19 protein-coding genes are annotated in these 23,585 nt (G+C 61.4%); 3 read left to right on the top strand and 16 right to left on the bottom strand.

Translation table 11 applies throughout. The features are described 5' to 3' along the window. Window positions 1-508: 508 nt before the first annotated feature. The 6 genes from U4Z31_RS31870 to U4Z31_RS31845 form a co-directional block, all read right to left on the bottom strand. A complete protein-coding gene (locus tag U4Z31_RS31870) occupies window positions 509-1,591 on the bottom strand; it encodes a porin (protein WP_234621182.1) in 1,083 nt (360 codons plus the stop codon). A 94-nt stretch (window positions 1,592-1,685) separates the two neighbouring features. Continuing rightward, window positions 1,686-2,585: a poly(3-hydroxyalkanoate) depolymerase gene (gene phaZ / locus U4Z31_RS31865; protein WP_321812427.1), complete on the bottom strand. Its 900-nt coding sequence runs from the start codon at window positions 2,583-2,585 to the stop codon at window positions 1,686-1,688. Continuing rightward, on the bottom strand, window positions 2,582-3,010 hold the full coding sequence (locus tag U4Z31_RS31860; RefSeq protein ID WP_175689087.1) for a phasin family protein: 429 nt from the start codon (window positions 3,008-3,010) through the stop codon (window positions 2,582-2,584). Before U4Z31_RS31860 ends, phaZ begins: the two co-directional genes overlap by 4 nt. A 56-nt stretch (window positions 3,011-3,066) precedes the next feature. Continuing rightward, window positions 3,067-4,785 (bottom strand): alpha/beta fold hydrolase, encoded by a 1,719-nt coding sequence (locus tag U4Z31_RS31855; RefSeq protein ID WP_321812426.1) that lies wholly within the window; start codon window positions 4,783-4,785, stop codon window positions 3,067-3,069. An 18-nt stretch (window positions 4,786-4,803) separates the two neighbouring features. Next, a complete protein-coding gene (locus U4Z31_RS31850; protein ID WP_234621186.1) occupies window positions 4,804-5,268 on the bottom strand; it encodes a MaoC family dehydratase in 465 nt (154 codons plus the stop codon). A 246-nt stretch (window positions 5,269-5,514) separates the two neighbouring features. After that, window positions 5,515-7,161, bottom strand: coding sequence for a fatty acid--CoA ligase (locus tag U4Z31_RS31845; protein ID WP_321812425.1), 1,647 nt, complete (start codon window positions 7,159-7,161; stop codon window positions 5,515-5,517). Between the two features lie 375 nt (window positions 7,162-7,536). On the opposite strand from U4Z31_RS31845, the gene U4Z31_RS31840 reads away from it, so the two are divergent. Further along, window positions 7,537-10,245: a LuxR C-terminal-related transcriptional regulator gene (locus tag U4Z31_RS31840; RefSeq protein ID WP_321812424.1), complete on the top strand. Its 2,709-nt coding sequence runs from the start codon at window positions 7,537-7,539 to the stop codon at window positions 10,243-10,245. Window positions 10,246-10,438: 193 nt separating this feature from the next. On the opposite strand, the gene U4Z31_RS31835 is transcribed toward U4Z31_RS31840, so the two are convergent. From U4Z31_RS31835 to U4Z31_RS31790, 10 genes are all read right to left on the bottom strand, one after another. Further along, window positions 10,439-11,359, bottom strand: coding sequence for a LysR family transcriptional regulator (locus U4Z31_RS31835; RefSeq protein ID WP_321812423.1), 921 nt, complete (start codon window positions 11,357-11,359; stop codon window positions 10,439-10,441). A gap of 129 nt (window positions 11,360-11,488) precedes the next feature. Next, window positions 11,489-12,184: a PqiC family protein gene (locus U4Z31_RS31830; protein ID WP_321812422.1), complete on the bottom strand. Its 696-nt coding sequence runs from the start codon at window positions 12,182-12,184 to the stop codon at window positions 11,489-11,491. Beyond that, window positions 12,181-13,821, bottom strand: coding sequence for an intermembrane transport protein PqiB (locus U4Z31_RS31825; protein ID WP_234621191.1), 1,641 nt, complete (start codon window positions 13,819-13,821; stop codon window positions 12,181-12,183). Before U4Z31_RS31825 ends, U4Z31_RS31830 begins: the two co-directional genes overlap by 4 nt. Then, window positions 13,814-14,455: a paraquat-inducible protein A gene (locus U4Z31_RS31820; protein ID WP_175689079.1), complete on the bottom strand. Its 642-nt coding sequence runs from the start codon at window positions 14,453-14,455 to the stop codon at window positions 13,814-13,816. Before U4Z31_RS31820 ends, U4Z31_RS31825 begins: the two co-directional genes overlap by 8 nt. Then, on the bottom strand, window positions 14,452-15,093 hold the full coding sequence (locus U4Z31_RS31815) for a paraquat-inducible protein A (RefSeq protein WP_175689078.1): 642 nt from the start codon (window positions 15,091-15,093) through the stop codon (window positions 14,452-14,454). Before U4Z31_RS31815 ends, U4Z31_RS31820 begins: the two co-directional genes overlap by 4 nt. A 97-nt stretch (window positions 15,094-15,190) precedes the next feature. Then, complete coding sequence (locus tag U4Z31_RS31810; protein ID WP_321812421.1) at window positions 15,191-15,652, bottom strand: MarR family winged helix-turn-helix transcriptional regulator; 462 nt, start codon at window positions 15,650-15,652, stop codon at window positions 15,191-15,193. Window positions 15,653-15,660: 8 nt separating this feature from the next. Beyond that, window positions 15,661-17,145, bottom strand: coding sequence for an MdtP family multidrug efflux transporter outer membrane subunit (locus U4Z31_RS31805; RefSeq protein WP_321812420.1), 1,485 nt, complete (start codon window positions 17,143-17,145; stop codon window positions 15,661-15,663). Then, window positions 17,142-19,238 carry a multidrug efflux transporter permease subunit MdtO gene (gene mdtO, locus U4Z31_RS31800; RefSeq protein WP_321812419.1) on the bottom strand — a complete coding sequence of 699 codons (2,097 nt, stop codon included), beginning with the start codon at window positions 19,236-19,238 and terminating at the stop codon, window positions 17,142-17,144. Before mdtO ends, U4Z31_RS31805 begins: the two co-directional genes overlap by 4 nt. 7 nt (window positions 19,239-19,245) lie before the next feature. Next, the gene (mdtN, locus tag U4Z31_RS31795; RefSeq protein WP_234621196.1) at window positions 19,246-20,301 is read right to left on the bottom strand and encodes a multidrug transporter subunit MdtN; all 1,056 of its coding nucleotides are present in this window, start codon (window positions 20,299-20,301) and stop codon (window positions 19,246-19,248) included. Between the two features lie 14 nt (window positions 20,302-20,315). Then, window positions 20,316-20,636 carry a YtcA family lipoprotein gene (locus tag U4Z31_RS31790; RefSeq protein ID WP_234621197.1) on the bottom strand — a complete coding sequence of 107 codons (321 nt, stop codon included), beginning with the start codon at window positions 20,634-20,636 and terminating at the stop codon, window positions 20,316-20,318. Between the two features lie 420 nt (window positions 20,637-21,056). Between U4Z31_RS31790 and U4Z31_RS31785 the strand changes: the two genes are divergently transcribed. Beyond that, window positions 21,057-22,457: a cytochrome ubiquinol oxidase subunit I gene (locus U4Z31_RS31785; RefSeq protein ID WP_321812418.1), complete on the top strand. Its 1,401-nt coding sequence runs from the start codon at window positions 21,057-21,059 to the stop codon at window positions 22,455-22,457. A 3-nt stretch (window positions 22,458-22,460) separates the two neighbouring features. Further along, a complete protein-coding gene (cydB, locus tag U4Z31_RS31780) occupies window positions 22,461-23,468 on the top strand; it encodes a cytochrome d ubiquinol oxidase subunit II (RefSeq protein ID WP_321812417.1) in 1,008 nt (335 codons plus the stop codon). Window positions 23,469-23,585: the final 117 nt, after the last annotated feature.

The following is a 23,585-nucleotide window of genomic DNA, read 5'->3' as shown; positions in this document are numbered from 1 at the left end:
TTATAGCTGGTTATCCTCAATGCCCACCGCATAGGCTAACGCATCGATCAACGCGCGTAATTCGACCCACTGCCCCCCAGTGTAGGGCCGCTGCCACCGTGCCCAACGGGCATTGACCGGCTTGGGTGCGTACCAGACAGTGCAACGCTGCGACAGCTGCGCGGGGGTTAAGACACGCCGAGATAAGCTCCTGACTCCGCGCCGGTATCCGTCCGCGCACAGCAAATAGCACGCCGCGTGCAAGAAAACATCATTCAAGCGCGTAGAACTCCAGGCAAAGTATTACCACGTACGGTTGGTCGCCACGCTGGCGTGTCCGTCCCACGAGGGCGAATCCGCTGCTTGCTTAGACCGGCGCCAGCCATCCTCAGACACGAAGCAGAATTTCTACGGACGGTCACCAGCTGGAAGCGGGTAGGAAAGGCGGCCAGACGTCCATCGAGACCACATATTCGATGGACGCAGCGCGATTCGACACTTATGCGGCGTCAGGACCCTGCACCTTTACCTAGAAGGTATGGCGAAGGCCCACCGTGGTACCCACCGAAGTTCCGGGCACCTCGTGCAAAGCACCATTAATCGACAGTCCCGTGTTCATTTGGCCGTGGTTATGGACCATCGCGACCTGTCCATAAATGGTCGTCGCCTTCGACAGGAAATACTTCAACCCCGTCGCGGCCAGGATCGAACGATTCCCCGTATCGTTGCCGTCGCTCGTGAACCAGGCACCCGCGTCGACTTCGACTGCAGGTGTAATGGTGTAGCTCGCCCCGGCTCCATACACCCGATTATCAAACGACCCACTCACTTTGTAGAGCGCATATGACCCTTTAACGGTCAAATTACCGAAGCTATACGCGGCGCCAATGGTCCGTCCGGTAAACGGCACGGTGCTGGGAATCGGCGTACCTGCCGTGCCGCCCGCGTTACCGCTATAAAGCGCGGCCGTAACCAGGAGCCCGCCGGACTGGTATTTCAGACTGGCTGAATATTGCCTTCCCGACTGGAAGTCCCCCGCCTTCCCGCCAAGTCCGAACATCGCGCTTCCCTGAAAGCCTGCAATCACCGGGCTGGTATAGGAAACGGCATTCTGATTGAATAGACCCGTGACCAGCACGTTGTCGACGTATAGGACCGCGCCGCTGCCAAAATATGCGATATCACGCGGGTCAGTCGAAATCAACGATAGCACGAATGGCGAGTATTGCAGACCGGCCTTGACCGTCCCGAAATCTCCGCTCAATCCGATCCACGCCTGACGGCCGAACATATTGCCGTTCGAATTACCGAAGCCGCCATTCGAAATATCTATGCCGCTCTCGAGAACAAAGGTCGCCTTCATTCCACCACCGAGATCTTCGACGCCTCTCATGCCGAATCGCGACGCCGACGCAGCCCCGTCGATCATCGCAAACTTGTGGCCGTCATTTGCCCCCGTGTGCGTATTCAAGGATTTGCTCGTATACAGCAGCGCCGCGTCGACCACGCCGTATAGCGTGACGCTGCTCTGCGCATGCGCCGTTCCGGACGTTACCCCCAGCGATCCTGCAACACAAAAAGCGAATGCTCCCTGACGCCATGTCGATTTCATCCTGATCCTCCAAACTCCGATCTTTATTTTCATTAACACCCTTGTTGCCGCGCATCGTTCTGCAATTCCCGTGCACGTCCTGATAACACTGTCACTACTCGTCCTTGTGCGGGGCTGGCAGTGGCGGGCTCGGCGCACCCTCGTCCGACAGAAATTGCCGGACCATCGATGCGATCTCCTGAGGTCGATTGACGATGAACAGATGACCATCATCGACGACGTTCAGCTTCGCTTTCCGAATCATCGTGGCAAGCACTTTGGCATTCACCATCGGAATGATTGGATCGTCGTTGCCCGCGATCACCAGCGTGGGTTGGCTCAGCATCGGCAACCACGGCAGGCTGCTCCAGCCCCAGGCCGCAAGCAGTTGATAGAGGTAGCCGCGGCCGCGGGGAGGACGCAAATGGCGGCCGTGTTCGCGCAACCGTTCAGGGTGATCGCGAAAGGCGCCACCGTACAGATCGGCACCCACCCGTTCGAGAAATCTTGCGTCCGAGTAGCGGCGGGGATTCACCATCTTGCTGAGCACCGACAGTTTGCCCGGCACCATCAGCACGCCCGGAGACGTCGCCGCCAGTACCAAGCGCCGACACCGCCCCGGAAACTGGAAGGCAAACTGCTGCGCGAGCGCTCCCCCCCAAGAAATACCCATCACGTCGATCTGCCCGTCATAGCCAAGCTGCAGCATCATGCGGTTGATCAGCCGCGCCAGTCCCCAGAATCGGTAAGGCAGGGTCGGTGCGGGCGATCCACCGACGCCCGGCACGTCGAAGGCGATCGTCTCAATGCCCGTGAGTTCGGTGGTGAAGGGTTCCAGCAATTCCAGGTTTGCGCCGATGCCGTTGAAGATCAACAGCGGTGCGCCCTCGAGCGAACCCGTTCGGATGACGACTTTCAGGCTCTGGCCGTCCACCTCCAGCGTCCTGACCTCCGCCTCCCCGATCCGACACGCTTCGCCCGGAGACTCGGTGCCGCTGGAATGGCGATCGCTCATTCCTTCCCTCCTTGAGGCCGTCCGATATCGATCGGCAACAACGCGCGCCACTCCGCAAGGCTTGCCTCCGTCCGCGCACGCAGCGTGTCGAATGCAGCGGACTGCGACTGCAGCGCGATCTGGACAAGTTCACTGACATTGCCGAACGCGCGTTGAATCGTCTCGTTCGCGGCGGCAACCTTGTCTCGCTCCGCGCTCGTCTGCGCGGTCAGCACGTTGCGCAAATCCTCGAGGGATGTACGCAGAATCTCCGCCTGCTTTTGCGCGATCGACTGACCACCGCCTTGCAGCGTCTTCCCGATTTCCAGCATCGCTTCGAGATCCTTGCGCCTCGAACTCAGAATGGCATCGAGTTGGATGCCTGGGACGTTGTATTGCTTAACCAGCTTGACGATGTCGTCAAATAGTTGAGAAGCGTTATCCATGGTTCACCTCCGTGGCGGTCAAAAAAAAGGCAATATCATCAGAATCGAGGATTTCACTAACCTTCAACTACGTATCGTCCAGGTGCAGTGTCAAGTTTTGGGTAGTTCGTGCTGCCGAGCTTTTCCGTCGCCTCGCGCTTAGGCCCGGATCTGGCTTCCAGCCACTCGGCCCAATGGCCCCACCATGAACCCGCGTTGCTGGTTGCTCCGGCCAACCACTCATCCGCGGCCTCGGCCGAATGGCTCCCGGTAAGAAACTTCGCCTTCGCGTTTCCTGGCGGGTTGATGATGCTCTGGATGTGTCCGCTCGAGCTCAATACGAATTCATTCGCACCACCAAACGCCTTCGACGTATTGAACACACCTTGCCACGGCGTGATATGGTCGGTAGTACCTGCGAGCAGATATTTGTCGCAGGTCACCTTCGACAGATCGATCGGCGTGCCGAGCACGGTCATCGCCGATGGCGTGGTGAGCAGGTTGTTCGCATAGATGTCGAGCAACCGGCCATGGAATGCGGCTGGCAATCGCGTCGTGTCGTTGTTCCAGTACAGGATGTCGAATACCGGTGGGGCATTGCCCATCAGGTAGTTGTTGACCCAGTAATTCCAGATCAGATCGTTTGGGCGCATCCACGCGAAAACGCGCCCCATTTCCCTGCCCTCGAGCACACCTTTCGCGGCCGATCCTTTTTTTGCGAGCGCAATCGTATCGGCATCGATGAAATGCCCCAATTGCGATTCAGCACGGCTGTCGAGCACGGCCACCATCAGCGTCGCCGCGTTGACAAGCGGCTGATTCGATGCCGCGAGATGCCCCAGCAACGCAGAGATCGTCATGGCGCCGGAACACGCGCCATGAACATTGACGTCCTCGGCTCCGGAGATGTCACGTATCGCCGCAATTGCCTCGATCAGTGCCTTGACGTATGTATCGAAATCCCAATTCCGTTGGGTAGACTTGGGATTTCTCCAACTGACCATGAATACCTGGAAGCCGTGCTTCACGAGAAACTCGGCCACGCTCCTGCCCGGTGCCAAGTCATATACGTAGAACTTGTTGATCTGAGGTGGAACGAGCAAGTGCGGGCGCGCATGCACCGACTCGGTAGCCGGACTGTACTGAATCAGTTCCAGCACTTCGTTGCGGAACACGACGGCCCCCGGCGTCAGCGCAAGATTTTTACCGACCTTGAACGCACCGGTATCGACCTGGGCGGGCATCCCCCCATTGACCGCGACGTCCTTCAGCATATTCAGCACACCCGAGACGACGTTCGCGCCACCCGTATCGATGAGTCGCTTGAGTGCGCCCGGGTTGCCGAGCAACGTATTGGTCGGCGCCGCCGCGCTGGTCAGCATCGATACGACAAACTGCGCTCGCTCCCGGGCGCTGCCGGACAGCCCCGAATGCTCGACCAGTTGACCGAGCGCACGAGACCACGCAAGGTGTCCCTGCAGTACCGCTCGATAGAGCGGATTCGACGTCCACGCGGGCTCTTGAAACCGTTTGTCCGACGCATCCGGCACGACGTCGGACTTGCCAATCAGGATGGCCGTCAGCTCACGGATGAGCGCTGCTTCCTGCTCAAGCAACAGCGACGGATTCCTGGCCGCGGCGATCGCGAGCTCACTCGCGCCAACCACTACATCCCGCCCACGCAGGCCGACAAAGGGATTCGGGCCCAGCACGCGATCGGCTGCTGCGGCGCCAAGATCATCATGGGAGTCGCGCGATTGAGGTGTCGCGCTGTCATCGTTCTTTCGAGTCGCCATGATTCGTTCGCTCCCGACTTACCTGAGCACCATCGTCAGCGCTTGCGCGACGAGGGCCGGTTTGGTTTCGCCTTCGACCTCGAATGCGTTCTCCGTGACCAGCAGCGTTCTGCCTGCGCCCTTGTCGTCAACCGACAGCAACGTGATGCGATTGCGTACACGTGCGCCGGCCGGCACGGGCGTCAGAAAACGAACCTTGTCGAGCCCGTAGTTGAGCGCCATGCTCACGCCGGCGGGCTTGATGAAGACCTCGAACGAAGTCGGCGCAATCAAGGACAACAGCAGATAACCGTGCGCGATGGTCGTGCCGACCGGGCTCTCGCGCCGGGCGCGGTTTTGGTCGATGTGAATCCACTGATGGTCGCCGGTACAGTGAGCAAACGCGTCGATACGCGCCTGGTCGACTTGTTCCCAAGCAGACACGCCAAGTTCCTTGCCAATCAATTGCTGAATGCCGTCGAGGCCCGCGCTTATGCCAGTCATATCGCTCTCGTTGCAAACTGATGCAGGTTAGTGAAATGGATTCGGCCGACGACGCATCACCGGGCGAAGCACCGCACGAACGGCACCACGTACGAGTCTCTCGAATCGAGCACTGTTGTCATTCTTCCGTCTCCAGTTTTACAGGCTGATTCACCGTCGCCGTCCATGACGAGACGAAGCGGTGAATGCCTTCTTTTGATTTCGCCATGTCAGGCATGCAGGCCGACCCTGGCGGGTACCGACTGGTCACGCGTTCGCGTACAGGCTGCGCAATGCCTTCTTGTTGATCTTTCCGACGCTGGTCTTTTCCAACGATTCGACGAACAGAATCGATTGGGGAATCGCATATTTGGAAATCATCCCGCGTTCGACAAACTCGGCCAGATGTTCCTGAATCGCGCTCTTGTCCGCGACGCCGTCAGGCTTGAGCACGACCAGCGCCAGCGGCCGCTCTCCCCATTTCTCATCCTTGATGCCAACGACGGCAACTTCACTGACAGCCGGATGACGAGAAATCAGGCTCTCGACCTCGAGCGAAGACACCCATTCGCCACCCGTCTTGATCACGTCCTTGATGCGATCCGTGATTTGCAAATACCCGTCGCTGTCGACAACCCCGATGTCGTTGGTATGCAGATACCCGCCCTCCCAGAGCGTCTCGGACGCCTTCGGGTCGTCGAGGTATCCTTGCGTCAGCCACGGGGCGCGCACGACGACTTCGCCAGGCGTCTTGCCGTCATGCGCGACATCGTGCATCTCGGTATCGACGATGCGCAGGTCGACCAACGGGATCGGCACGCCAGCCTTCGTCCGGATATCGACCGACTGCGATTCGTCATCGAGCATCGATGTCTTGACTTGCGCCAAGGTCAGAACCGGACAGGTCTCCGACATGCCGTAGCCCGCGAAAATGTCGATGCCGCGCGCCAGCGCGAGTTGGGCGAGCCCCGTTGGCAACGCCGAACCGCCGATGATCACTTTCCACCCGCTCAAATCGATATCCTTTCCGGCGGGATGGGTCAGCAACATTTGCATGACGGTCGGCACACAGTGTGAAAAACTGACCTTCTCGCGTCGAATCAACTCCAGCAGCGTCTCCGGCAAATAGCGCCCGGGATACACCTGCTTGATTCCGAGAACGGTCGCAATGTATGGCATGCCCCACGCATGGACATGAAACATCGGCGTGATCGGCATGTAGACATCGTCCCGATCGATGCGCCCCTGCCTCGGCGAGCTGGCGAGAGCAGCCATGGTCGCCAACGTATGAAGGACGATCTGTCGATGCGAAAAATAGACACCCTTCGGCGCACCCGTCGTGCCAGTCGTGTAGAAGGTCGTCGCCCGCGTGTTCTCGTCGAAGTCGGCGAAATCGAACTCCGGTGACGCTTCTTCCAGCAGCGCTTCGTATTCGTTCACGAAATATGCGGGCACCTCGACCGTTCCGCTATCGTCAATCAGCACGAACCGATCGATGTGACGTAGTTCTCCGCGAATCTTGTCGAGTGCAGACAGAAACTCCGCATTGATCAGCAGAACGGACGCGCCAGAATGATTCAACGTGTATGCGATCTGATCCGGCGACAGCCTGACGTTGACCGTCATCAGCGTGGCACCCATCATCGGGATGGCGAAGTAGCACTCCAGATAGCGATGGCTGTCCCAGTCCATGACAGCAACCGTGTCTCCCGGTCTTACGCCCAATGCCTGCAAGTAGTTGGCCACTTGCCCGATACGGTGACGCAGCGTCCAATAGTTGTGCCGCACCTGTCCCCGGTAAACAATCTCCTGCTCCGGGCTAACCGCGAGGGGCGTATGTAACAGTTGCTTAATCAGCAGCGGATAGGCGTAGGCCGACGACGATTGGTCGATCAGCGAAGCGGTAGCTACCATTGATTCCTCGACGGACAGTTGGGAAACGCTTGACCTGACGAATCGCGCCCTACCAGCACGACGCAATGCGATGAACGCGTTGTCGAGCGGCGTGGACGTGAACCTGACTGAAAGACTACGGGTAGGTGGGAGGCGCGTGTGCCTGGCGAAGGGGGGGTTAGAAGCCGAACACCGGGGGGGAGGAAGGTAAGCGCCCCCCTCCCGTGGGAAAACCCTCACCGTCCTGACTACGGCACCTATTATCATGACAAGGTGAATTTCGCACCGATTGCAATGACGTCACCGACCGATTCTGACGAGTACATCTGGAATCTTTCGTTAATACAAACGAAGATGGCGCCACCGCGTCCGCCGCGGTGCCGAGTGTCGCGCCGCATGCTGCTGAAAAAGCTGGCCGCGGCGGCCGAACACACGGTTACCCTGATTACCGCACCTGCGGGATTCGGAAAAACGACGACGCTGTCCGAATGGTGCGAAGTGCTACGCGCGCGCCACCAGCTCGTCGCCTGGCTCAGTCTGGACAATGACGATGACGATCCCGATCAGTTCGGCGCCTACCTCGTCGCTTCGCTGAGCCAAGGTACGCGGGGGGTCGGGCAACAAGCCGAAAAATTGCTGCGCAAGGATCCGTTGACCCCGAGCAGAATCGTCATCTCTGTTCTGCTCAACGAAATCGCCATCTGCGGCAAACAGGTCTTCCTGATCCTGGACGACTTCGACCGTCTCACATCCACCGCGGTATGCGCGGTCGTGCTACGACTATTGCGCTATGCGCCTGAGAATTTTCACGTCTTGCTCGGCGCGCGTGGAGAACCCAAGTTGGCACTTGCACAATTCCAGGCCCAGGACCAACTGCTGCGGATCGACGCTTCCGACCTGCGCTTTTCAGCCGACGATGCGCAAACGTTCTTCGCGCACGCAGGCAACGCGATGCTCGACCGCTCCGCCGTCGAATTACTACACGAAGCAACCGAGGGATGGATTGCAGGTTTGCAGCTCGCTGCACTGTCGCTGAAGGGGGAACCGGACACAATCAAGGTAGCGCGAGATCTCACCGGCAACCGATTCGGCATCGACGCCTATCTCGACGAAGCCGTCCTTACGCGCCTGCCGTCCGCCGTCTATCAATTTCTGCTTCGAACGTCGATTCTCGACCGCATGAATGCCGAATTGTGCGATGCCATCATCGGAGCCAACGCCCACAGTTGGGAAAAGCTCGATTGGCTGGAGCGGAACAACCTGTTTATCCGATCGCTCGACGACGAACGGCAATGGTTCCGGTATCACGCGCTGCTGTCCGACGCGCTCAGACGGCGAGCCGCCCGGCAGCTACCCGACGATCTGCCGAAACTTCATCATCGTGCCAGTCAGTGGTTCGCGAACAAGCGCCAATGGCAGGACGCCGTGCGTCATGCCCTGGCTGCCGGTGAGACGCAACAGGCAGCGACCTGGGTCGAAAGCTGCGCGATGACGTTGATGGATCGTAGCGACATCAGCGCGTTGCTGGGTTTGATCGGCAGACTTCCACCTCAGGTGGTGAAGTCGAGAATTCGATTGCAGCTTGCCAAAGCCTGGGCGCTGGCGTTTCTGATGCGCGTCTCGGAAGCCGACGATGTGCTGCGGCCTGTGAAGGCCGACTTCACGCACTGCGGCACTGACAGCGCGCAGATGGAAGACGAACGGAACTCGACACTCCCCATCGAGCTAACTGCGGTAGATGCAGCGATTTCCGGATTTGGAGACGATAGCTGCCAGTCGCTCGAGTTTGGGGGACAAGTCGCAGCCTCGCCGCTGCCGCTGTCGGCGTGGGTCAGGCGAATCGGGGAGACGGCACACATCTTCGGCCTGATCTACGCCGGTCGCTTCGACGAGGTTGAGCACATCAGGCTCGAAAGATCCGGAACCAGGATTGACGATCCCGAGTGTCTCTACGCGAGCGTCTATCGTGAATGCATGTTCGGGCTGAACATGCTCGTGTGCGGTCGCCTGGCGGAGGCCAAAGCGTTGTTCTCCTCCGCCATCGCTTATGCGGAAGCAAACGTATTCCGCAACTCCGCGGCGGCAGCGGTGCCAGCCGGCTATCTGGCTGCTGTTTGCTACGAACAGAACGATTTGTCCCGCGCATGGCAGTTGATCGACGACCGGTCGACCATCGCGGCGGAAGCGTGTCCGCTCGGCTCACTGTCGAACTTCTGTCGTACCGCTGCCCGACTGTATGCGAGGAGCAATGATATTGCGTCTGCCTTGCTCTGCCTGACACAGGCGACCGAAATCGCCATCACCCGAAGCTGGCTGCGCTTGCGTGCAGCGTGCGATGCCGACATCGTGCGGCTCTGTCTTCAGCGTGGCTGGATCGATCGAGCAAGAGAAACCGCCGATGCGCTCGATCCGCTCATGCCAGAGCAGATTCCGATGCCGATGGGCAGCTTCATCATCACGTGGGCAAGCTGGTGCGAGGTGAAGGCACGGCTCGACATTGCGACTGGTCAGCCGGGCCGAGCTGTCGAGCGGCTCGACGCATTGAGAAACACGCTAGCCCAGGCCGGGATGAAGTACCACGAAGCCCGGATATCCCTACTGCGCGCGTTGGCGCTCCTGCAGAACAACACGTGTGACGCGGCATTCAAGGCACTGGAAGACGCACTGCGCTATGCGCAGGCAAACGATATGATCGGCAGCTTCGTCGACGAGGGCGAGCCGTTGCTGCACCTGCTCAGGAAATGGGCGCGTGATACGCCCGATCTTGCAGGTATTCAAAAAGCCTTTCTGGATCGACTGCTCGCCGCGTTCGAAGAACAGTGGATACCGACGAGCGACGACCAATCGCGCACGGCCCGAGACCTGCTCAGTTCTCGCGAGATCGAAATCCTGGGCCATATCGCTCATGGTCTTTCCAATAAGGAAATCGGACGTGCATTGCGAGTTGCGCCAGAGACCATCAAGTGGCACTTGAAGAATATCTTCGAGAAACTCAATGTCAGCTCGCGATTCGAGGCTGTCCAGAGCGCACTGGGCGTCACCTTGGCCGATCGCGGTGAAGCGGCGGAATCTGATGAAACACCGTCCCGGCACCGAGCGACGTAGCGTCGGCAAGTCGGACTGCTGGATCCCCGCGCGATACGTCTGTGTCGAGGGCGTTTGGCCACAACCGCCTTCGCTATTCTCCGTATAGACGCCCGGACGACTGATTGTCGTCGCACGCAACGACAGCCCACCTGGGGCCAGTTGAAGCCCAGGCAACAGCTAACAACGACCACTTGTTTTCTGCTTCCCGGGATCACCGGGGGGAATGACCCGAATCCTCGATCGCCTCTTCGAATACTGCTTTGAACCAATCGATGAAAGTGCGTAGCTTGTTTGGCATATGGCGATTCGGGTAATACACGATGCTCACCGGCTTCGCCTCCGCGAAGCTGCCTCGCATGATCTCCGTGAGCGAGCCATCGTCAAGATAGGAGCGGAGCGCAAAACGGTAGCCTGAGATGATGCCCAGTCCTGCCAGCGCGCACGAAATGACCGCATCCGCGTCGTTCACCATGATCCGGCTCTTCATCACAATTGGCGCAGCCTTACCGCCGACATGGACCTCCCAGGGTTTCAGTCCAGTTCCGTCATCCCATGCGGCTGCCACGGTCATATGGTCTTTCAGTTCCGCGAGTCTACGAGGTTCACCGTAGCGCGCCAGATAGGCCGGCGACGCAACCATGATTCGATCGATCCATCCCACTCCCTTCGCGATCACGCTGTTCTCCCGTACGGTACCGATATGGATCGTGCAATCAACCGCGTCCTTTGCGAAATCGAACGGGTTGTCGGAGATAGCCATCTCCACATCGAGTTTCGGAAACGCCAAAAGCAACGACGGCAGCGCGGGAATCAGCACACTCTTCGCTATCGCGGAGGAAAGTCCGACCTTGATCCGCCCCTCCGGCGCGCACCCGGCGTTTGCAGCCTCCGCGTTCATGTTGTCGATCTGTTCCAACACGCGAACGCAGGCATCGTAGTAGGCACGGCCCTCTTCAGTCGGACTGACGGTGCGCGTGCTTCGATTCAGAAGGCGCACGTTGGCCTGCTTTTCGAGATACTGAACGAGGCGCGACACAGTGGCCGGCGCGAGATGCAGATGTCTGGCCGCCGTGGTGAAGCTCAAACAGTCGACCACACGAACAAAGGCCTTCATAGCCACCAGGCGGTCCATAACGTCTCCCTTTTACGATTGCATCGCCCGGTAAATCGACGGTACTTTCGTCACGTCATGGTCCCGTGCCACGCCTGCATGGCGTCTACAGCCGGGCCACGCTTTGCGGCATCAGCCCGATGGTCGCGTTCAGCGCGATAAATTGAGGCAAGGCACAGTCGAAGCCTGTGACAGATTCACCGCCCTGGATTGTCCAGAGACAGGCGCTTTCACGAATCGGATACGCAACGCTTCCATCGCCTCGACACCCCCGGTAATCTGGCTCGCCAGTGCCGCGAGTGCACGCCGGTGGCCGACCACGAGCGCGTCGTAGCCGTCGTCAACCGGTTCCGCGACGCTCGTGCGGCAGGTCATCACGGCCTGCGTGGCGAGCGAGCGCACGCTCCACACCGCATCGACCGCCGCGCGCTTGCCCGGCCACGACTCGAAGCGCTGCACGTTCACGCTGATTCGGTACACGGGCACTCCGGACGGATATGCGGAGTTCGCAACATCGATCGTGCCGAGCCGCGCGGCAAGATCATCGGACAGCGCACGACGGATCTCGTCGGCCGGTGGAGATGCCCAGCGTTCCTGCTCGAGCACATCCACCTGCGCGGCGTTCTTCTGCACGACGAGCTGGTTCTTCGCGACCTGTTCGGGCACGCCGACGGACGGCACCTCGATCAGGAACGGCGGGTTGGCGGGCGCGGTGTGCACGGGCGCCGCAGCGTCGGCCGGGCTCAGCGTATAGAACCTCGCGGGGGGTGAGCTGCACGCGGCGAGCGCCAGCACGGCGAAGGCAGCCGCAGCGCCGCTCGAGAAACCGTTCACGCGTGTCGTCATTGTTGATCTCCTGGCTTGCCCTTGAGCAGCGATTCGGGGTGACGCTCGAGATAGTCGGCGAGCGCATTCAGCGATTGCAGTGTGTGCGTCAGCTCCTTCAGCGCGCCGCGCACGTCGGACTGCAGCGGCGAGTCCTGCTGCAGCGTCGCCTCGGCGGCCGTGAACGTCTGCTTCGCCGCCGACAATGTGTCGCGCGCCTGTGGCGCGACCTGCGTGTCGAGTTGCTTGAACAGCTTGTCGGCGTTCGACAGCGCGCTGTTCAGATTTGCACCGATCTGGTCGAACGGCACCTTGTCGAGCTTCTTCGCGATGTCGGCCACCTGAGACTGCAGCTCGTCGAGCGTGTTCGCCACGGTCGGCAGTTCGACAGTCTCGTGACTGACATCAAGCTTCACGGCCGGCGCCGTCGGGAAGAAATCGAGTGCGACGTAGAGCTGACTCGTCAACAGGTTTCCGGTGCGCAACTGGCCGCGCAGCCCGTGCTCGACGAGTCGCTGCAGGATCTGTCGACGCTCAGGTTCGCCCTTGCTGCGAATCGCGTCCCGGAAACTCTTGCCGAGCCGTTCCGGATACAGATTCATCGTCACCGGCATCTTGAAGCTCTTCGCCTTCGCGTCGTAGTCGATGCCGATGTTGGTCACTTCGCCGAGCACGATGCCGCGGAAGTCGACCGGCGCACCCACCGCGAGTCCGCGCAGCGACTGATTGAAGTTCATCACGACCGGCACGCGTTCACCGTCCGGGTCGCGCATCGCCTGCCCCTCGTCCGAGGCCAGCTGGAATACCGTGTCGTGCGCAGCCACTTCCCCAGGCGGTTGATCGGCCGGAGACTGGAACGCGATGCCGCCGAGAATCACAGTGGCGAGCGATTGCGTGTTCAGTTTCAGGCCGCTCGAATCGAGACGCAGATCGACGCCGCTCGCCTGCCACCAGCGCGAATTTTCGTGAACGTACTGGTCGTACGGCGCGTTGACGAACACCGTGAACGTAACGCCCGTGCCGAGCTTGTCCAGCGAGAAGCCGACCACCTGCCCGACCTGCACGCGCCGGTAGTACACGGGCGAGCCGATATCGACCGAGCCAAGCGAATCGCCGCGCAGCGTGTACTGCGTACCGCGCTGGTCGCCCGTCACGGCAGGCGGTGTATCGAGGCCGCTGAACGCGCGCTCGCTATCCTGCGAACGGCCCGCGTCGACGCCGATGTATGCGCCCGACAGCAACGTGCCGAGGCCCGATACGCCGGTCGCGCCAATGCGCGGGCGCACGACCCAGAAGCGCGACCCCTTCACTGCGAAGTCTTCGGCTTCCTTCTTGAGCCGGACGTCGACCAGCACATGCGACAGATCCTTTGCAAGACGGATCGCGTCAACCGTGCCAACCTCGACATCCTTGTATTTCACCTGCGTCTTGCCGGGCTCGAGCCCTTCCGCATTGGCGAAGCTGATCGTGATTTCCGGGCCTCGTTCGCGCACCGACTTGACCACGAGACCGATGCCGATCAGCGCCGCAATCAGCGGCACAAGCCACACGAGCGACGGCAGCCAACCGGCGCGCTTCGCGATCGCCGGATCGGCAATGGTCGGTGGTTGGCCGGCACCTGGATTGGAATCGCGTTGTGGGCCTTGCGGACTATTCATGGTGATTTCCAGAGATTTCAACGGGATCCCAGATCAGACGGGGATCGAACTGCAACGACGCGAGCATCGTCAGGATCACGACCGAGCCGAACGCCAGTGCGCCGGGACCGGCGGTGATGACGGCGAGCGACCGGAAGTGGACGAGCGCGACGGTAAGCGTCACGACGAAGATGTCGAGCATCGACCAGCGGCCGATGTGCTCGACGACCCGATAGAGCGTGGTGCGCTGCATCGGCCGCCAGGTGGAACGACACTGGGCGGTGATGACCAGGATCAGCAGTACGCAGAGCTTGAGCATCGGCACGAGAATGCTGGCGACGAACACGACCACCGCGAGCGGCCAGTCACCCGACACCCAGAAATAGACCACGCCACTCATGATCGTGTCCGACTGCGAGCCGACGATCGACGACGTACGCATCATCGGGAGCAGATTGGCGGGGATGTACAGGATCATTGCCGCAAGCAGAAACGCCCAGGTGCGTGCAAGGCTGTTCGGGAAGCGCTGGTGCAGCATGCTTCCACAGCGCGCACAATGGGCCGGCACCTCACGCCGATCGACGGCAAGCGTCTGAACCTGGCCACAGACGTGGCAGCTCGCCATGCCTTCACGGGCAGCGGTCGTCGTCCTCATTGGATCGTCGCCTCGTCGCCGGCGTGGTTGTCGCCGCGCAGTTCGTCAGCCAGATCCCACAGTGCACGCGGATCGAACATCACGACGACGGTCAACATCAGCGTGAGCGCCGCGAACGCGAACAGCGCCGCTTCAGGCACCACCTGCGCAAGGCTCACCATCTTGACGATCGTGACGAGGATGCCGAGCATGAATACCTCGATCATCCCCCAAGGGCGCACCAATCCGATCGCGCGCAACACCGTGCCAAAACCACGCGGAATGCGGCCGGCGCGCAGCGGCAGCATCACGTACAGCAGCGCTGCCATCTCGGTGAGCGGAAACAGCAGCGTCGCGCAGAACACCATCACGGCGACGATGCCCATACCTTGATCCCACAGCGCCCGCACCGCACCCAACAACGTCGTCTGCACATGCATGCCGTTCACGTTCATTTCTAGGATCGGGAAACCCTGCGCGATCACGAACGTGATCAGCGCGGCCAGCGTGAGCGCACAGACGCGGTCGAGCTTCGAAACGCCGCCTCGGTAAAGCAGTTCATTGCAACGCGGACAGCGCGCTTGCGTGTTCCCGGCGAGCGGCAGCTTGCGCAGCAACGTGTCGCAGGTATGGCAAGCGATCAATGCAGTGCGGGACATGTGGCGACACTCGCTCTACAGGTTTCGGGCCATGGAGCACGGATCGACGACGCACGCATCGGCGTCCGTTGGCATGGCGCAATCGGGGCGTAACCGTTCATGCCTCGATCTCGCAAATGATTCGCCGGAGAAATCGTCTGAGAAACATCCGTTCCTCCTCCGACAATCGCCCCAGCACGATCCGCTCGGCCTCCTCGACGACGGGCGGAACCCGCTCCGCGATCTCTCGCCCCTTCGACGTAAGCGACAGATTCAGCGTGCGGCGGTCCCGGCCATCCCGACGCCTCACGATCAGCCCGCGACGTTCCAGATCCTGGGCAAGTCGTGTGAGGCGGCTTGTTCCGCAGCCAAGCGACTTCGCAAGCTCCTGGCATGACGTCGCTTCGCTGCGCGCGAGATGGGCCAGCGCGTTGCCCTGCGAGAACTGAACCCCGAGCGCCGTCAGCATTCTGTCGTTCAGCACGTTCCGAATCGAGATCTGAACGGCCATCATCGTGCGAAAGCCGTCGACCTCACGCGGCACATCACGAACGGGCGATCGTAGTGACTGTTCGAACATGAACGGCATTACCTCGGGTTGAGGACAACCGGCGCATCCGACCGGTAGCCACCACCGAGCGCTTTGGTCAACGCGATGTCCTGGCCGATCCGACGACCGTCGAGATCGAGCAGTGCGACCTGCTCCAGAAGCACGGCCTGCTTCGCTTCCTCCGCAGTCAAGCGGCTGCCCAGCCCGCTACGGTAATGCGCATCGGCGCTGTCCTGCGCAAACGTCACGGCTTGGATCTTCTGCGTCTGCAGCTTCGCTTCAGCGTCGAGATCCTGCAGTTGGCTGCCCGTCGTGGCAACGTCGCGCACGGCGTTCAGGACTGACTGGTTGTATTGCAGGATCAGCAGGTTGCTCGCATGGCGCGCATTGCCGAGATTCGCGTTGAGTCGGCCACCATCGAATACCGGCAGGTAAAGGCCGGGGACGAGATTGATCTGCTGACTCGCATGCGTGAACAGGTCACCCAGATGCAGCGCGTTGACGCCGAAAAATGCCTTGATGTCGAAACTCGGATAGAACGCGGCCTTCGCCGCGTCGATCTTGTCGAACGACGCTTCGACATACCAGCGCATCGCCTGCAAATCCGGGCGCCGCGCCAGCAGTTCATACGACAGCGTCGACGGCAGCGACGACGGCGGCTCCGGCAACGGCACGGGCGTGATCTCCGGCAGATCCGTTGGCCCGGCACCGAGCAGCGCACGCAGCGCTTCACGCAACTGCACGATGCGCCCGCGAGCAGCCACCAGCTGCCGCTCCGTCGCCAGCTTCTGCGCGCGGGCGAGTTCCGCCTGCGTCTGTGGCTCGAGCCCACGGGCCGCGCGTGCGGCGTGCGCATCCATCGAGAACGCAGCCACGTCATGCAATTGTTCCAGCAGACCGATGAGACGATAGGTCGTCTGAATACCGTAGTAGAGCTGCGCGATGTCGGCGGATACCTCCAGCTCGATCGCCGAAGTCTCGACCACCCGCGCGTTGTGCATACCCAGCGCGGCCTCGACCTGCGCACGCTGCTTGCCCCAGATATCGATATCGAGGCTTGCACTCAGGCCAACGATGCCTTCCGTGTACCACGGCCCGGTCGCGCCCAGCAGCGGCTGATTGCCGGAATAGGCGCCCAAGAAGCCGTTGCTCGACACGCGCTCCCGATCGACCGACCCGAGCGCGCTCACCTGCAGATTGGTCCCCGCTTTCACGAGATCGACGTCGGATTTGGCCTGCGATACGCGGGTGCGCGCGATCGCCATCGTCGGCGAATCGGCCAGTGCCCGACCGACCAGCGCGTCGAGCTGCGGATCGCCGTAGCGCGTCCACCAGCGCGCCGACGGCCAGCCGTCCCGCGCCAGGTGGATGTCGTCAGCGATGCGGATCCGATCCGGATCGAGTGTCGTCGTGGGCTTGGTGTCGTGACGAATCAGCGCACATGCGGACAGCCCGCACAGCAGCACCGCGACGGCTATGCGGCGCAACGATGAACAGGAAGGTCGAATCAACGAATCGGTCATGCTTGGGAAGCTCGGGAAGTCAATACTGAAGCGACGGGTTCTGGCGCCCAGGCGGGCAGCCCTGCTATCTGGCCGGCGAGATCGCCGGCGCGGGTCAGCAGTCGGTCGTACGCCGTCTGCGACGCATCGCCCCGCCGGGCGGACAGATCCTCCGTGCAGCGATCCGAGAGAGCTGCAATCGATGCACGCGATGGCGCGTCTATCGTCAACGGGTGCTCGACCAGCGCGTCTGCATAACTGTCCAGCGCACCGGCCAGTTCGGCCTGGAACGCTGCCGTCGCGACAGCAACCTCGGCCGGTAGGTGCTGTGCATCCCGCTCCGCGCCGAACGCATCGGTCGCCAACAGGATTTCGCGCGTATGAGCCAGCAGGGTCTGCACCCGCAAGGTCAGGCCTTCGTGCTCGCCGTCCGCCATCTGCCAGCCCGGCTCGAGCGCGACACGTGCCGACATTGCCTCGCTGTCGCCCAGTTCCGCCCACAGCCCGACCGGCACCGGCCCGGTCGTATCCGAGCGAAGTTGCGTACCAATCCGGCGCAGCAGCTTCGCCGCCCGCTGACGCAGCGCCTCACCCTCGGCCTCTGGCCATAGAAACGCATGAGCTACCGCGGACACGACAACGCCGAGCAGAATCCCGATCATCCGGTCCCGGATTTCCGTGAGATTCGTGGTCGGGCCGAAATGCTCGAGCACGGCGAGCGAGAACGTAAACATGATCTGCGTACCCGCGTAGCTAATGCGTTCCGAACCCGCCGATACCCACGCGGCCAGTGCGATCACCGGCAACGTCATCATCAGCAAGCCGACAATGCCGTCCAGATGCGGCATGACCCAGACGACCATCGCGAGCGCCAGCACGCTGCCGACCGCCGCGCCGCCGATCCGCAGTACGGCACGCTGCGCGGATGCGCCGAGGCTAGGTTGCGCGACGATCAGGCAGGTCAGCATCATCGTATGGATGCCTTGCCAGTCGGTCGCGACGTAGAAAACGTAGCTGCACATGGCCGCCATAAGCGTCTTCAGTGCGAACTGCGCGTAAACCGGGTTGGTGACGGCATCCGGCACCAACATGCGCTCCTTCTCGGCCTTGGACTGTGCTTCAGGCGGGGCGGCCGACCGGTCCGAGAACATCAGCAAAGCGTCGCGCATTTCTGCCAGCGCACCCGGCAACCCTTCCGCCGCCAGTCCAGCCAGCGCGTCCGGCGCAACAAAACGGGCGTCCGTCCCAGCTGCCTCGGTCAGGCGCCGAACGGCGTCGCGCAGCACCGGAAGCGCATCGGCCACCGATCCCGTGGCAGAGCCCGGCAGATGGCCCGCCGCCGCGTACAGGCGCGACACCGTCGCCACGCGGGCGAGATGCAATGCCTGGCTCGAGCGATACACACGGTCGCGCATCGTCGCAAAGCGGAGCAATTTCTGTAGCGTCAGCGCACCGACCTGGATGTCGCGTGCCGTTGGGCCACCCACCGTCGGTGCACGCTGTTCGAGCGCGGCCAGACGCGAGTCGACGGCATTGAGTTGCCCGCACAGGGCCGCTCGAAGCTGATGCACAGGTTCCGCCGGCAGGAACAGCGTATTGATGACGAGCGTCACTGCGATCGCATAGTTGACCGCGACCCATACCCACAGCACCGCGCGTACCAGCAGTTCAGCCTGATCGGTTCGATCGACGAAGGTCTGCGAGTAAATGACGATGATGGCGACGATGAAGAACACCACGCCGATCTTTGCCACCCGCATCATGTAGACGCTGAAGAAGAACAACGCACCCGCCAGCAGTATCCGCAACAGCGGATAGTCGTAGGTGAACTTGAACACCAGGATCGAACTGCCGACGGCGAGTGTCGAACCGACGACGAACAGGATGCCGATCAGGCGCGTCACCACGACGTTCGCCTGCGTCACGAAGAACACCACGATCAGCGACACCGCCAGCAACGGCACCTCCAGCGCCATCGACGCAACGATGACGATTGCGCTGGCAAGCACGCAGCGCAGCATCACGTTCATGCGCCCCGGGTACGGGCGAATCTCTCCGCCGACGAAGCCCGCGAAGCGCTGCAGACGGCTCGGCGAGAATTGCGCGGTGCTCATGCCGCGCTCACCGTGCCGTGTCGTGTGCAGCAGCGTCGCGCCTGAGGGTCGCGACCGCCGAGGTGCCGACCCGGAACAGGTTCGGATCCGGGTCACGCACCGCGATCTTGACCGGGAACCGCTGCGACACATGCACCCAGTTGATGCTGCGCGCCACGCGCGGCAACCCGTCCAGCACCACGCCGCCGTCGTCAGGCAGCACGCCGTAGCTGATCGAATCGATCGTACCGCCGAAGCGTTTGCCGGTGTCACTCGTCAGATAGACAGTGGCCGGCATTCCGGCGCGTATGCCCTTCAGATCGGTTTCGCGAAAATTCGCGACAACGTACCAATGACGCGTGTCGATCAACGTAAAGACCGGCTTGAGCGCCGAAGCGAACTGGCCGACCGTCGTGCGCAAGGAAGCCACCCGTCCGTCGAACGGCGCACGAACTTCGGTGTACTCGAGATTCAATTCGGCGATCGCGATCTGTGCCTCGACTTCCGCACGCTGCGCGACCAGCGCATCCACACCGCTCACCGCTGCGGATGCCTGCTGCGCCTGCAGCATCGCCGCGTTCAGTTCCGCCTGCGCCGCGCGCTGCGCGGTTCGCGCCCGGTCGACGTCCTCCGCCGACGTGTAGCCCGGCGCGAGCAGCGGCTCCATCCGGTGCAGCGTATCGGCTGCCTGCGCAGCCTGCGCGCGCGAGCGTTCGACCGCCGCCTTGACGGAATCTGCGTTGTACTGCTGCGCATTGACCGTGCGTTGCGTCAGCCCAATCTGCTTGTCGAGCGTAACCAGCCGTGCGCGCGCCTGGTTCAGCGCGTCCTGGTACGGCCGAGGATCGATCCGGAACAGCAGGTCGCCCTGCTTCACCGGCTGGTTGTCGCGTACCGGCATCTCGACGATCTTGCCGTTGACTTCCGGCACGACGTTGATCGTGTCCGCGTAGACGTATGCGTCATCGGTCGTCGGCGACTGGTCGAGACGCCACACGACAACGCCGAGCAACACCAGCGCGGCAATCACGATGAGCCATGCAGGCAGGGACTTTTTGCGCGATGCGCCGGAAGCGTCGGACATAACGGTACGCGAGATCAGTGGGGAAAGAAGAGCAGCCAGAACGCCATCGCGAGCGCTGCGGCGAGCGCGGGATAGCTGATCGCCAGCGGCGCGAGCAGTGCGCGCTTGCCGCGCTTGCCCAGCACGACGTGAACGATCGCCGTCCCCAATACACCGCCAACGATGCAGAACAGCCAGTCAGGAAAAGCCGCGCCGAATACGGCAACCGACGGCGCGGCTGCACATCCTTCGAGCAACAGGCTGGCCGCGATCGAAACGAAACTCAGGGCGGTAGACAGACGCATCGGCAAATTACTCAAGGCAACGAACGAAAGCGGCATGAGGACATGACGCAAGGATGATTCAGCGATCGAACCAACGCTGCGGAAAGAGGCTCGGACGGACACACAACTACCGGTGCCGGACACCTATTTCGGCCTTTTGATCGAGAGTACTCATCTGGCCCAGCATGAGCAGTGCGCGATTCGGCTGTTGATAGTAATCGCGGTATTCGGTCGATGAAACTGTGAAACATCATATTGCGATTGTGGCCTTTCACAATACTGTGATTTCACACAAACCGATTTGTAGATAATCACAACCTATCGGTCATGGTCAGTCTGCAAACTCGCGAAACCCCCTTCGCATAAGGCACGATCGGCCGTCACTGGCCCGTACCTCGTATCGTACAAATTTTGCAATCCAGATATTTACGTTGACTTTGCGTACTGCTATTGATTATAAGAACGTGAATTCAAACTTGAGACGGAGCGGTGATGGAGATATTCGACGCACTTCATCTCGCGCGGCTACAGTTCGCGTTCACAGTCTCCGTCCACATCATCTTCCCCGCCATCAGCATCGGCATGGCCAGTTTTCTGGCCGTGCTCGAATGGCGCTGGCTCGTGACGCGCGATAACGCCTACAGGGCCATGTTCCTGTTCTGGTCGAAGATCTTCGCGATCGGCTTCGGCATGGGCGTGGTCTCGGGCGTCGTGATGGCCTACGAGTTCGGCACGAACTGGAGCGGGTTCTCCAGCGTCGCCGGCAACATCACCGGGCCGCTGCTCACGTATGAAGTGTTGACCGCGTTCTTCCTCGAAGCCGGCTTTCTCGGCGTGATGCTGTTCGGCTGGCAGCGCGTGAGCGAGCGAGCACACTTCTTCGCCACGCTCATGGTCGCGGCCGGCACGCTCGTGTCGACATTCTGGATCCTCGCCTCGAACAGCTTCATGCAGACGCCGCAAGGCTACGCGATTCGGAACGGTCGCATCGTTCCGGTCGACTGGCTCGCCGTCATCTTCAATCCGTCGTTTCCGTACCGCCTTGCCCACATGGCGATCGCCGCGTTCATCGTCGCGGGTTTCATCGTCGCTTCGTGCGGCGCATGGCATCTACTGAAGGGACGTCGCGACGAGCCCGTCAAGCGCAGCTTCTCGATGGCGCTCCGGCTGCTGCTGATCCTGACGCCGGTACAAATCGTCGTCGGCGATGCGCACGGCCTCAATACGCGCAAGTACCAGCCCGCGAAGATCGCGGCAATCGAGGGGCTGTGGGAAACCGAGAAAGGCGGCACCGCGCTCAATCTCGTCGGCCTGCCCGACATGCAGGCCGAAGTCACGCGCTATGCGATCCAGGTGCCGCATCTCGGCAGCCTGATCCTCACGCACAGCTGGGATGGCGAGATTCGCGGCCTGAAGGAATTCCCTCCGCAGGACCGCCCGTATTCGCCAATCGTGTTCTGGACGTTCCGGATAATGTCCGGCCTCGGGATGCTGATGCTTCTGACCGCCCTGCTCGGCCTGCTGCTTAGGCCCGGCGGCCGGCTTTACGAAGCGCGCTGGTACCAGCGGTTCGTTCTGTGCATGGGACCGTCGGGCCTCGTCGCGTTACTTGCCGGCTGGATCACGACCGAAGTCGGACGCCAGCCGTGGACGGTCTACGGCGTGCTGCGTACGGCGGATTCCGTGTCGCCCATCAGCGCGCAACAAGCCGGCGTGTCGCTGCTGATCTTCGTCGTGGTCTATTTCCTGGTATTCGGCGCGGGGGTCTATTACATGATGAAGCTGATGTTTCGTGGGCCAACGGCCAAAGCCGGTCTTGTCGAGGTTCGCCGGCATCCCGGTTTGCATAAAAGCGCCCTGTCCACACCGCTGGACACTACCGAAACGGAGTGACCCATGCAGATCGACCTTCCTGTCGTATGGGCCGCGATCATCGGGCTCGGCGTGTTTCTCTACGTGATGCTGGACGGCTTCGACCTCGGTATCGGCCTGCTGTTTCCGTTCTTCGAGGAGAAACGCGATCGCGACGTGATGCTCCATACGATCGCTCCGGTGTGGGATGGCAACGAGACATTCCTCGTGCTCGGCGGCGCCGATCTGTACGGGGCGTTTCCCGTCGTATATTCGACGCTGCTTCCTGCCAACTACCTGCCGTTGATCCTGATGGTAGTCGGGCTGATCTTCCGCGGCGCAGCATTCGAACTGCGAGCGAAAGCGGTCCGCACCCAACACCTGTGGGATCTCGCGTTCATCGGTGGCTCCGCGCTCGCGGCATTCTGCCAAGGGATCGTGCTCGGCTCGCTGCTTCAAGGCATCCGGATCGTGAACAACCAGTTCGCGGGCGGCCCGTTCGACTGGCTATCGCCGTTCAGCCTGCTCTGTGGAATCGGCGTGCTGGTCACGTACGCAACGCTCGGCTGCGGCTGGCTGATCCTCAAGGTCGAAGGAGAACTTCAGCGCAGGATGCGCTCGCTGATGAAGCCACTGACCGGCGTGCTACTCGGCGTGATGGGTGTAGTCAGCCTGTGGACCGTGATCGGCCTGCCCGCCGTCGCCCATCGCTGGTTCGGCAGCGGCAATCTCGTCTGGTTCATGCCGGTGCCGGTCCTCGTGCTCGCATGCGTCGCGGGAATCGTCCGAGCGCTACGGACCGAACGCGAAGCAACGCCGTTCCTGTTGACGCTCGGATTGGTCTTCCTCGGCTATACGGGATTCGTGATCAGCATCTGGCCGAACATCGTGCCGCCATCGCTGACGATCTGGGAAGCCTCGTCGAGCCATTCAAGCCAGTTGTTTGCACTCGTCGGCACCGTCGTAATCCTGCCGATCATCCTCGTCTACAACGCGATGCAGTACCACGTGTTTCGCGGCAAAGTGCGCGAAGCGGACGCAAAGCATTACTGATGTCGACATTGGCTTGCCGTATGACTACCTGAACATTACCAACATGACCCACAGAACGGTTCCCCACTCGCGTCGTGACAACGACGAAGCCGTATCCGGCATCACGCGGCGTCAATG

This window comes from Burkholderia sp. BCC1985, assembly GCF_905339915.1.
GTDB lineage: Bacteria > Pseudomonadota > Gammaproteobacteria > Burkholderiales > Burkholderiaceae > Burkholderia.
Note: the sequence above shows the minus strand (reverse complement) of the source record. Positions and strands in the feature narration are given on the sequence as shown.

Coding starts and splice junctions, on each gene's coding strand:
- U4Z31_RS31855 (WP_321812426.1), bottom strand. CDS start 4,785: ATGGCGACTCGAAAGAACGATGACAGCGCGACACCTCAATCGCGCGAC.
- U4Z31_RS31870 (WP_234621182.1), bottom strand. CDS start 1,591: ATGAAATCGACATGGCGTCAGGGAGCATTCGCTTTTTGTGTTGCAGGA.
- U4Z31_RS31845 (WP_321812425.1), bottom strand. CDS start 7,161: ATGGTAGCTACCGCTTCGCTGATCGACCAATCGTCGTCGGCCTACGCC.
- U4Z31_RS31860 (WP_175689087.1), bottom strand. CDS start 3,010: ATGGATAACGCTTCTCAACTATTTGACGACATCGTCAAGCTGGTTAAG.
- mdtO (WP_321812419.1), bottom strand. CDS start 19,238: ATGAGCACCGCGCAATTCTCGCCGAGCCGTCTGCAGCGCTTCGCGGGC.
- U4Z31_RS31825 (WP_234621191.1), bottom strand. CDS start 13,821: ATGAATAGTCCGCAAGGCCCACAACGCGATTCCAATCCAGGTGCCGGC.
- U4Z31_RS31820 (WP_175689079.1), bottom strand. CDS start 14,455: ATGAGGACGACGACCGCTGCCCGTGAAGGCATGGCGAGCTGCCACGTC.
- U4Z31_RS31785 (WP_321812418.1), top strand. CDS start 21,057: ATGGAGATATTCGACGCACTTCATCTCGCGCGGCTACAGTTCGCGTTC.
- U4Z31_RS31835 (WP_321812423.1), bottom strand. CDS start 11,359: ATGGACCGCCTGGTGGCTATGAAGGCCTTTGTTCGTGTGGTCGACTGT.
- U4Z31_RS31840 (WP_321812424.1), top strand. CDS start 7,537: ATGCTGCTGAAAAAGCTGGCCGCGGCGGCCGAACACACGGTTACCCTG.
- U4Z31_RS31830 (WP_321812422.1), bottom strand. CDS start 12,184: ATGACGACACGCGTGAACGGTTTCTCGAGCGGCGCTGCGGCTGCCTTC.
- phaZ (WP_321812427.1), bottom strand. CDS start 2,585: ATGAGCGATCGCCATTCCAGCGGCACCGAGTCTCCGGGCGAAGCGTGT.
- cydB (WP_321812417.1), top strand. CDS start 22,461: ATGCAGATCGACCTTCCTGTCGTATGGGCCGCGATCATCGGGCTCGGC.
- U4Z31_RS31850 (WP_234621186.1), bottom strand. CDS start 5,268: ATGACTGGCATAAGCGCGGGCCTCGACGGCATTCAGCAATTGATTGGC.
- mdtN (WP_234621196.1), bottom strand. CDS start 20,301: ATGTCCGACGCTTCCGGCGCATCGCGCAAAAAGTCCCTGCCTGCATGG.
- U4Z31_RS31805 (WP_321812420.1), bottom strand. CDS start 17,145: ATGACCGATTCGTTGATTCGACCTTCCTGTTCATCGTTGCGCCGCATA.
- U4Z31_RS31815 (WP_175689078.1), bottom strand. CDS start 15,093: ATGTCCCGCACTGCATTGATCGCTTGCCATACCTGCGACACGTTGCTG.
- U4Z31_RS31810 (WP_321812421.1), bottom strand. CDS start 15,652: ATGTTCGAACAGTCACTACGATCGCCCGTTCGTGATGTGCCGCGTGAG.